This is a genomic window from Kitasatospora sp. NPDC059817, assembly GCF_042731835.1.
Taxonomy (GTDB): domain Bacteria; phylum Actinomycetota; class Actinomycetes; order Streptomycetales; family Streptomycetaceae; genus Kitasatospora.
On sequence record NZ_JBHWIR010000123.1, the window covers coordinates 1 to 7129 of the forward strand.

Here is a 7129-nt window from a genome sequence, read left to right on the forward strand (position 1 = left end):
CCCACGTACGTCCAGTACGAGGGCGGTCCGGGCGCACGCCCAGCCGGGCGCGTAATGGGGGTACCTCCCGGCCGAAGGCTGGGGGAGCCGCGGGCTGATCCGCCAAGATCGACCGGACAGGACCTAGCCGAACCGCGGCAGCTTGCGCCCCGCCGCCCGGGCCCACACCTGGGGCAGCCGGGCCCGGGCCGTCTCGGCGGCGGTGAGCTGGCGGGCGTAGAGCGCCCCGAGGCCGAAGGGCTCGCCGCTGTCGGCGGCCTGCCCGGCGAGGGTGCCGGCGGCGTCCACCCCGTCCTGGTGCTCGCCCAGCAGTTCCTGGACGGCCTTCATCCGGTCCGTGTACCGCTCGGCGGCCGCGCCGACCGCCGGGGCGGCGGTCTCGCCGGCGTAGCGGGCGCGTTTGGCGGCCTTGCGGGCCTCGTGCAGGGCGCGGTCGCGCTGCTCGGCGGGCCCGGCCCCGGCGTCGAGGGCCGCCCGGACGCGCTCGCCGGTGCGGTGCTGCTCGCGCTCGGCGATCCGGGCCAGCTCGGGGACGGCGTCACGGCCGGCCCGGCGGCGCAGCGGGGGGTCGGCGAGGAGGGTGGCGAGGGCGTCGGCGAGGGCGCGGCGGCGCGGGCTGTCGAGGGCCGCGAGCACCTCGGGCCAGGCCTGCCGGTACTCGACCCGCCCCCACCGCTCCAGCTCCGCCGCGACCCGCTCCGGCCGGCACTCAGCGGGCAGTGCCCGGGCCTGGGCGGCCAGCCGCTCGGCGAGCACCTCGCCGTCCCGGGCGCGGCCGAGGGCGGCCGCGAGCCAGCGCAGTTCGGCGACCAGGTGGTCGGTGGCCCCGGGGGCGAACAGTCGCCGGAAGGTCCGCAGGGCGCTGCGCAGCCGTCGGCAGGCGACCCGCATCCGGTGCACCGCGTCCGGTTCGTCCGCCCGGACGGCGTCGTCGAGGCCGGCCAGTACCGCCGCCTGCGCGCCGAGGCGGTCCAGCAGCACCTGCCCCACCGTGGTGGCGGGTCGCGCCATGAGCGCTCACCCCCTCATCGGGGTCGCCGGGAACGCCTTCCAGGCTACGGGTCCGGGCGCACGACGACGACCAGGACCGCGACGGGAACGAGCAGGCCCGGGACGGGGACGAGCCAGGCCCGGGACGACCGCTCGGCGCACACGCCGCCGACCCGCACGAACAGCGAAGCGGTCCCGGCTGAGCGGGCGTCAGGCGGGTGAACGAACGGCCTCCGGCGGGCAACGCTTCCACTCCCCGGGTACGCGCCCTCGTGCCGGATGTAAGCGTCGTGGCATACTCCGGGACGTGACGACCTCCACCCATGCGATCAGGGCCCTGCGGGCCGCGGTGTTCACCGCGCTCGCCGTGCCGCTGTCCGCGCTGGGCCAGGTGGTCATCACGGGTCGCCCGCTGCCGCTCTCGCTGGTGGCGGCCGCGACCGCCGTCGTCTTCCTGGTCGCGGCCGCGCTGGCCGGCGGGGAGCGGCGGCTGCTGCACATCTCCAGCGTGCTGGTGCCGGTCGAGCTGCTGCTCAACACGACGTTCAACCTGGGGCAGGCCGGCTGTGGGCCGATCCTGTCCGAGCACGTGCCCGCGCGCGGTGTGAACCTGCTGGTGTGTGGCGGCGGTTCGGTGGACGGGTCGCTGCTGGCCGGTCCGCTGGGCCACGTGGGGCCGCTGGCCCCGGCGGCGACCCAGGTGCTGCTCCTGCTGGTGCACCTGGTGATCGCGCTGGCCGCCGCGGCCTGGCTGCGGCTGGGCGACGCGGCCCTGTCGGGCCTGGCCCGGTCGCTGTGCGCGCTGCGCCAGTCGCTGGCCCGCCCGTTGCGCGCCCTGGTCCTGCTGCTGCTCCCGGCTCCGGTTCGGCCGGTGCTGCGGGTGCCGCTGCCGGTGTCGGACCGCGAGCGGCCGCGCCGCGAGGACGTGGTGCTGAGCCCGGCTCCCCGGCGTGGTCCGCCGGTTCTCGCGCCTGCCTGCTGACCCGCCCGAGGCCGTAGGGCCGCCGCGCACGTTCGTCCGCAGGCAGCGCGCACAACTCCCGCGTTCACTCGATCCCGCCGCACCCGGTGCGGTTTCCCGCGCGCATCCGCGCGCCGCGTACAGGAGTTGCCTTCCATGGCTCAGACCCCCAGCAAGCAGCAGGCCAAGCGCATCAGTGCCCGTGAGCGGATCCAGGAGGCGCAGCGCATCGAGCAGGCGGCGTCGAAGCGCCGCCAGCGGATCGTCGTGGCAGTGTCCGCAGTCGCGGTGCTCGCCCTCGCGGGCGGAGCGGCGGTCGCGATCAACTCGGCGTCCGGCAAGAAGGACTCGACGGCGGCCGCCGATGCGGCCGCGCCGACGGAGCTGGTCCTCCCGGCGAACGCCTCCGGCCCGGACGGCACGGTGATCACCTACGGCAAGGCCGACGCCCCGCACACCATGGAGGTGTACGAGGACTTCCGCTGCCCGGTCTGCAAGCACTTCGAGGCGGCGAACGGCGAGGCGGTCAAGAAGCTGACCGAGGACGGCTCGGTCAAGGTGGAGTTCCACCTGGCGGCGTTCCTGGACAACGCCCTCGGCGGCAAGGGCTCGCGCACCGCGCTGGCCGCCGCGGGCGCCGCGTTGAACGAGGGCGTGGACAAGTTCAAGCAGTTCCACGACGTGCTGTACGCCAACCAGCCCGACGAGCGGAAGGACGACTTCGGCAACGTCAACCACATCCTCGACCTGGCCGGCCAGGTGCCCGGGCTGAAGACGGACGCCTTCGTGAAGGCCGTCACCGACAAGACGTACGCGCCGTGGGCGGCGAAGGTCGCGGAGGCGTTCAACGGCAGCGGGGTGACGGGCACCCCGACGGTCAAGGTGGACGGCAAGCCGATCACGCTGTTCAGCGGCCAGTCCACGGTGACGCCGGAGCAGTTCACCGCCCAGGTCAAGCAGGCCGCCGGCCTGAAGTAAGCAGGGCACCACCGGCCCGGCCGAACCCCGGCCGGGCCGGCTCCTCCCAGCCACCGGAGTGTGCTGCCATGACCGCCGCTACCTCTGTGCACCTCTCCCCTCCCGCCCCCGGCGACGCCGGCCGTGCGCCGGTCGGCGCGGGCCGGGTGTTCTCCCTGCTGCTGTTCCTCGGCGGGCTGATCGGGCTGGCCGCCTCGGCCGTCCTGACCTTCGACAAGCTCCGCATCCTGGAGAACCCGTCCTACGTCCCCAGTTGCAACCTCAATCCGGTGATCAGCTGCGGTTCGGTGATGCGCACCGAGCAGGCGGAGGTCTTCGGGTTCCCGAACCCGCTGCTCGGGCTGGCCGCCTTCGGCGCGCTGGCGGCGGTCGGGGCGGGGCTGCTGGCCGGTGCCGCGTACCGGCGCTGGTTCTGGCTGGGCCTGCACGCGGGCACCCTGCTGGGTGTGGTGTTCGTGCACTGGCTGATCGACGAGGCGCTGTACCGGATCGGCGCGCTGTGCCCGTACTGCATGGTGGTGTGGGCGACGGTGGTGGTGCTGTTCTGGTACACGACGCTGCACAACCTCCGGACGGGGGTGATCCCGGTGGGTCCGCGGCTGCGGCCGGTCGTGCGGGAGGCGGCGCGCTACCACTGGGCGGTGCCGGTGCTGTGGACGGCGGTGATCGCGCTGCTGATCCTCAACCGGTTCTGGTACTACTGGAGCACGCTGGTCTGACGGGCCTGACCGACTGGCATATTTGACGGACCGTCAGCCGACGTACCCCGTGGAGTGCAGCAGCGCGGTGGCGCCGGTGCGCCGGGCCGCCAGGGCCCGGGTGAGCCGGCGCGCCGCGCAGGGGTGCAGCAGTGCGGCCGCCCGGGCGGGGGTGAAGTACCCGTACTCGGCGATCTCCTCGGCCTGCACCCGGATGGTCGCGCCGGCCGGGACCGTTCCGCCGTCGAACATGAACTGCACGGCGGGGTGGGCGTGTTCGCCCTGGCCCGGGATCGGATCGCGCCACTCGACGACGAGCAGCCGCAGCTCGCCGGCCACCAGCCCGGTCTCCTCGCGCAGTTCGCGGGCGGCGCATTCGGCGGGACCCTCGCCCGGGTCCATCCCGCCGCCGGGGAACTGCCACTGGGCGCGGTAACTGGCCTTCAGCAGCAGGACGTCACCGCCTTCACCGGTGAGCAGCACGCTGCAGCCGACGTAGGCGCGCAGCAGCCCGGCCAGCCAGTCCTGTTCCGAGAGCCAGGTGTCCGTCATCGCGCCTCCTCCGCCGGTGCCCCGTCGCGGTGGCCACTCTGCCGCAACCCCCGTGCCGGATCCGGCGGTTCGTACCTAATCCACCCGATCGGGTACTCGACGCACGAGAGCTCCTACCCGAAGACCGCCCGCCGGTAGGCGTTGCGCAGGTCGGTGAGCGGCTGGATGCCGCGGTCGTAGTGGACCTTGTTGGTGAGCAGCAGCGCCCAGCGGCCGAGCCGCCGGGAGATCCAGATGCCGGTGCCGGTGAAGCCGTAGTGGACGAAGGTGCCCTCGGCGGGGTCGGTGCCGGGGGCGTGCAGCCAGGACAGGCCGCGGGCGGGGGCGAGACCGCCGGTCTGCTCGCGCAGCGACTCGGCGATCCAGGCCTCGCCCCAGGGCAGTTGGGGCGGCGGGGCGAGCAGCGCGGCGAGGAAGCGGGCGAGGTCGCGGGCGGTGGAGAAGGCCCCGGCGTTGCCGCAGACGCCGCCGAGCAGCCGGGCCGAGGGGTCGTGGACGACGCCGCACAGGTGGCTCCCGACCTGCGGGTCGTACTCGGTGGGCGCGGTGCGGGCGGTGTCGGCGGGGCCGAGCGGCCCGTACCGGGTGTCGGCCATGGCGAGCGGCCGCCAGATCCAGCGACTGGCGAGCTCGTCCAGCGGCGCGCCGCCGAGGTCCTCGACGAGGTAGCCGAGCAGGACGGCGGCGCGGTCGGTGTACTCGACGGCCGTACCGGGCGCGCGGTGCAGCGGGGCGGCGATCACCCCGGCCCGGATCGCCGCGAGGTCGCGCCCGTAGAGCTGCTCGAATCCGGTGTGCGGGAGCATTCCGGCGGTGTGCGCGAGGAGTTGACGGACAGTCACCACGCCGACGGGGTGCCCGGAGCCGGGCGGCCACCAGCGGCCGAGCGGTTCGTCGAGCGGGAGCCGCCCGGCCTGCCGGAGCACTCCGGCGCAGGGCCAGAGGGCGACGATCTTGGTGAGGCTGGCGAGGTCGTACCGGGTGTCCGGCCCGGGGGCGAGCCGAGCGTACGGGCCCTGCCCGAGCACGCCGTGCGCGCCGCCGCCGAGCGCCCCTCCGGCATCGCCGACGGCCCAGACGGCGCCGGCCCCGACGGTGCGCACGCCGCCCCGGACCAGCTGGTCCAGCTCCCCGCCGGGCGCGGCCAGGGCGGGGAGCCGGTCGGCTCCTGGCGGTTGCTGGCTCATCGTCCCCCCTCAGAGGTGTCGTGAGCCTACCCGCCGGGCGGGCCGGTCAGGCCGCCGCGGGCAGTTCCTTGCCGAGGCAGATGCTCTGCGGGTGATCACGGTAGATGCCGAACTTCCGGATCGCCGCGTACCCCTCGGACCCGTACAGCGCCACGGCCTCGGGCTGCTCGGTGCCGGTCTCCAGGATGACGCGGGTGCGGCCGGCCTCGGCGGCGGTCTGCTCCAGGCGGCGCAGCACCGCCCGGGCCAGGCCACGGCCGCGGGCGGCGGGGACCACGAACATCCGCTTCAGCTCGACGTCGCCGTCGCGCAGCCCGTCCGGCCCGGCCTGCTTGGCCCGCCAGCCCCCGCAGGCGACCGGCCGGCCGTCGAGGTAGGCGATCAGGAACAGGCCGTACGGCGAGTCGAAGTCTTCGAGGTGCAGCACGGTCTCGTCGGGGTCGCCGTAGCGGCGGACGTACTCCTGCTGCACCTCCGCCGACAGGGCCTGGGCGTCGGGGTGGGCGTAGCCGGTGACGCGGAACTCGACGGTTCCGGCCTCCATGGTGGTGCTCTTCATGAGGGAAGAGCCTACGACCTGGATCAGCGGGTCTCGAAACGGGCGACCAGCTCGTTCTTGCCGAACATCCGTGCGGTGTCGACGGCGTTCGGGGTGCCGGCGGTGGGGTCGGCGCCGCCGTCCAGCAGGACGGTCAGCACGTCCTCGGCGCCCTTGAAGACGGCGCCGGCGAGCGGGGTCTGGCCGCGGTCGTTGGCGCGGTTCGGGTCGGCGCCGCGCGCCAGCAGGGCTTCGACGGTGGCGGCGTGGCCGTGGTAGGCGGCGAGCATGAGCAGGGTGTCGCCGCGGTCGTTGGTGAGGTCGGCGGGCGCACCGGCGTCCACGTAGGCGGCCAGGGTGTCGGTCTCGCCGGCGCGGGCGGCGTCGAAGAGCTTTCCGGCCAGGGCGATCACCTCGGCGTCGGGGGCGTCGGGAGCGTCGGCGGGCTGCTGGTTGGCGGCGTCGGTCATGGCGGGCGGCCTTTCCGGTCTGCGGGTTCTGTGGGCTCTGCGGGCTCTGCGGGTGGCGGAGCCGCGGTGGCGGAGTGCGGCTGGAGGAGCTTCGCGTACCGCACCGTAGCGGCCGGGCGCCGGGCCGGGCCAGCGCGCATCCGGATGGCGGATGGCGGCCCTCGAACGGCGGCCATCCGGGCGAACTTCCCCGACCCCCCGGAAACCTCCCGCCCACCCGGCGGGAATGCCTCGCCGCGCTGGAACTGCGCGGGACACGGCCCCACCCCGGCCGGTCCGCCCGCCTTCGCCCGGACTCCAGGGCGACGTTGAACGGGAAACCACCCATTTGCACCGTTCCATCATCTATTACTTTTTGTCACGATTAGCGCACTTTCCGTAACACCGTCCCCGTCCCCCCTCCCCGAGGAGCAGAACGTGATCCTCTCGATTTCCGGCATCGTCCTGTTCGGCACCATCGCCTTTCTGTTCTTCCGCAGGGACGGGCTAAAGGTCTCCCACGCCGTCGTCTGCGCCCTCTTCGGCTTCTACGTCGCCGGCTCCTCGATCGCCCCGAGCATCACCGCCGGCGGTGCCAGCCTGGCGAGCCTGCTCGGCGGCCTCAAGTTCTAGGGCGTGGAGGACGCTTCGCCGGCACGCCCAGCCGGGCGCCCACCGCCGCGCGCTGATCCGACGCGAATTGTCAGACACGCCCTGGGCCCGGTCCCGCCCGACCAGGCCCAGGCACCCCAGTACAGGCGCCGCCACACCCCCCC

At 74.5% G+C, this 7129-nt stretch carries 9 protein-coding genes; 4 read left to right on the top strand and 5 right to left on the bottom strand.

Translation table 11 applies throughout. The annotated features are described in order from the left end of the window. Window positions 1-123: 123 nt before the first annotated feature. Window positions 124-1011, bottom strand: a complete 888-nt coding sequence (locus tag ACFV61_RS24125; protein WP_380493812.1) for a CHAD domain-containing protein — start codon at window positions 1009-1011, stop codon at window positions 124-126. Between the two features lie 286 nt (window positions 1012-1297). On the opposite strand from ACFV61_RS24125, the gene ACFV61_RS24130 reads away from it, so the two are divergent. The 3 genes from ACFV61_RS24130 to ACFV61_RS24140 all read left to right on the top strand — a co-directional run bounded on the left by ACFV61_RS24130 (window position 1298) and on the right by ACFV61_RS24140 (window position 3648). Further along, the gene (locus ACFV61_RS24130) at window positions 1298-1972 is read left to right on the top strand and encodes a hypothetical protein (RefSeq protein ID WP_380493814.1); all 675 of its coding nucleotides are present in this window, start codon (window positions 1298-1300) and stop codon (window positions 1970-1972) included. Window positions 1973-2107: 135 nt separating this feature from the next. Continuing rightward, on the top strand, window positions 2108-2929 hold the full coding sequence (locus tag ACFV61_RS24135) for a DsbA family protein (protein ID WP_380493816.1): 822 nt from the start codon (window positions 2108-2110) through the stop codon (window positions 2927-2929). 68 nt (window positions 2930-2997) lie between these two features. Next, the gene (locus ACFV61_RS24140; RefSeq protein ID WP_380493818.1) at window positions 2998-3648 is read left to right on the top strand and encodes a vitamin K epoxide reductase family protein; all 651 of its coding nucleotides are present in this window, start codon (window positions 2998-3000) and stop codon (window positions 3646-3648) included. Between the two features lie 33 nt (window positions 3649-3681). Here ACFV61_RS24140 and ACFV61_RS24145 read toward each other — a convergent pair whose 3' ends face one another. The 4 genes from ACFV61_RS24145 to ACFV61_RS24160 all read right to left on the bottom strand — a co-directional run bounded on the left by ACFV61_RS24145 (window position 3682) and on the right by ACFV61_RS24160 (window position 6374). Continuing rightward, complete coding sequence (locus tag ACFV61_RS24145) at window positions 3682-4179, bottom strand: NUDIX hydrolase (protein WP_363623640.1); 498 nt, start codon at window positions 4177-4179, stop codon at window positions 3682-3684. Between the two features lie 113 nt (window positions 4180-4292). Next, window positions 4293-5366 (bottom strand): serine hydrolase domain-containing protein, encoded by a 1074-nt coding sequence (locus ACFV61_RS24150; protein WP_380493820.1) that lies wholly within the window; start codon window positions 5364-5366, stop codon window positions 4293-4295. Between the two features lie 46 nt (window positions 5367-5412). After that, entirely contained in the window at window positions 5413-5925 is a 513-nt protein-coding gene (locus ACFV61_RS24155; protein ID WP_380493822.1) for a GNAT family N-acetyltransferase, read from the bottom strand. 23 nt (window positions 5926-5948) lie between these two features. Then, a complete protein-coding gene (locus ACFV61_RS24160; RefSeq protein WP_380493824.1) occupies window positions 5949-6374 on the bottom strand; it encodes an ankyrin repeat domain-containing protein in 426 nt (141 codons plus the stop codon). A 417-nt stretch (window positions 6375-6791) separates the two neighbouring features. On the opposite strand from ACFV61_RS24160, the gene ACFV61_RS24165 reads away from it, so the two are divergent. Continuing rightward, window positions 6792-6986, top strand: a complete 195-nt coding sequence (locus tag ACFV61_RS24165) for a hypothetical protein (protein WP_063346460.1) — start codon at window positions 6792-6794, stop codon at window positions 6984-6986. Window positions 6987-7129: the final 143 nt, after the last annotated feature.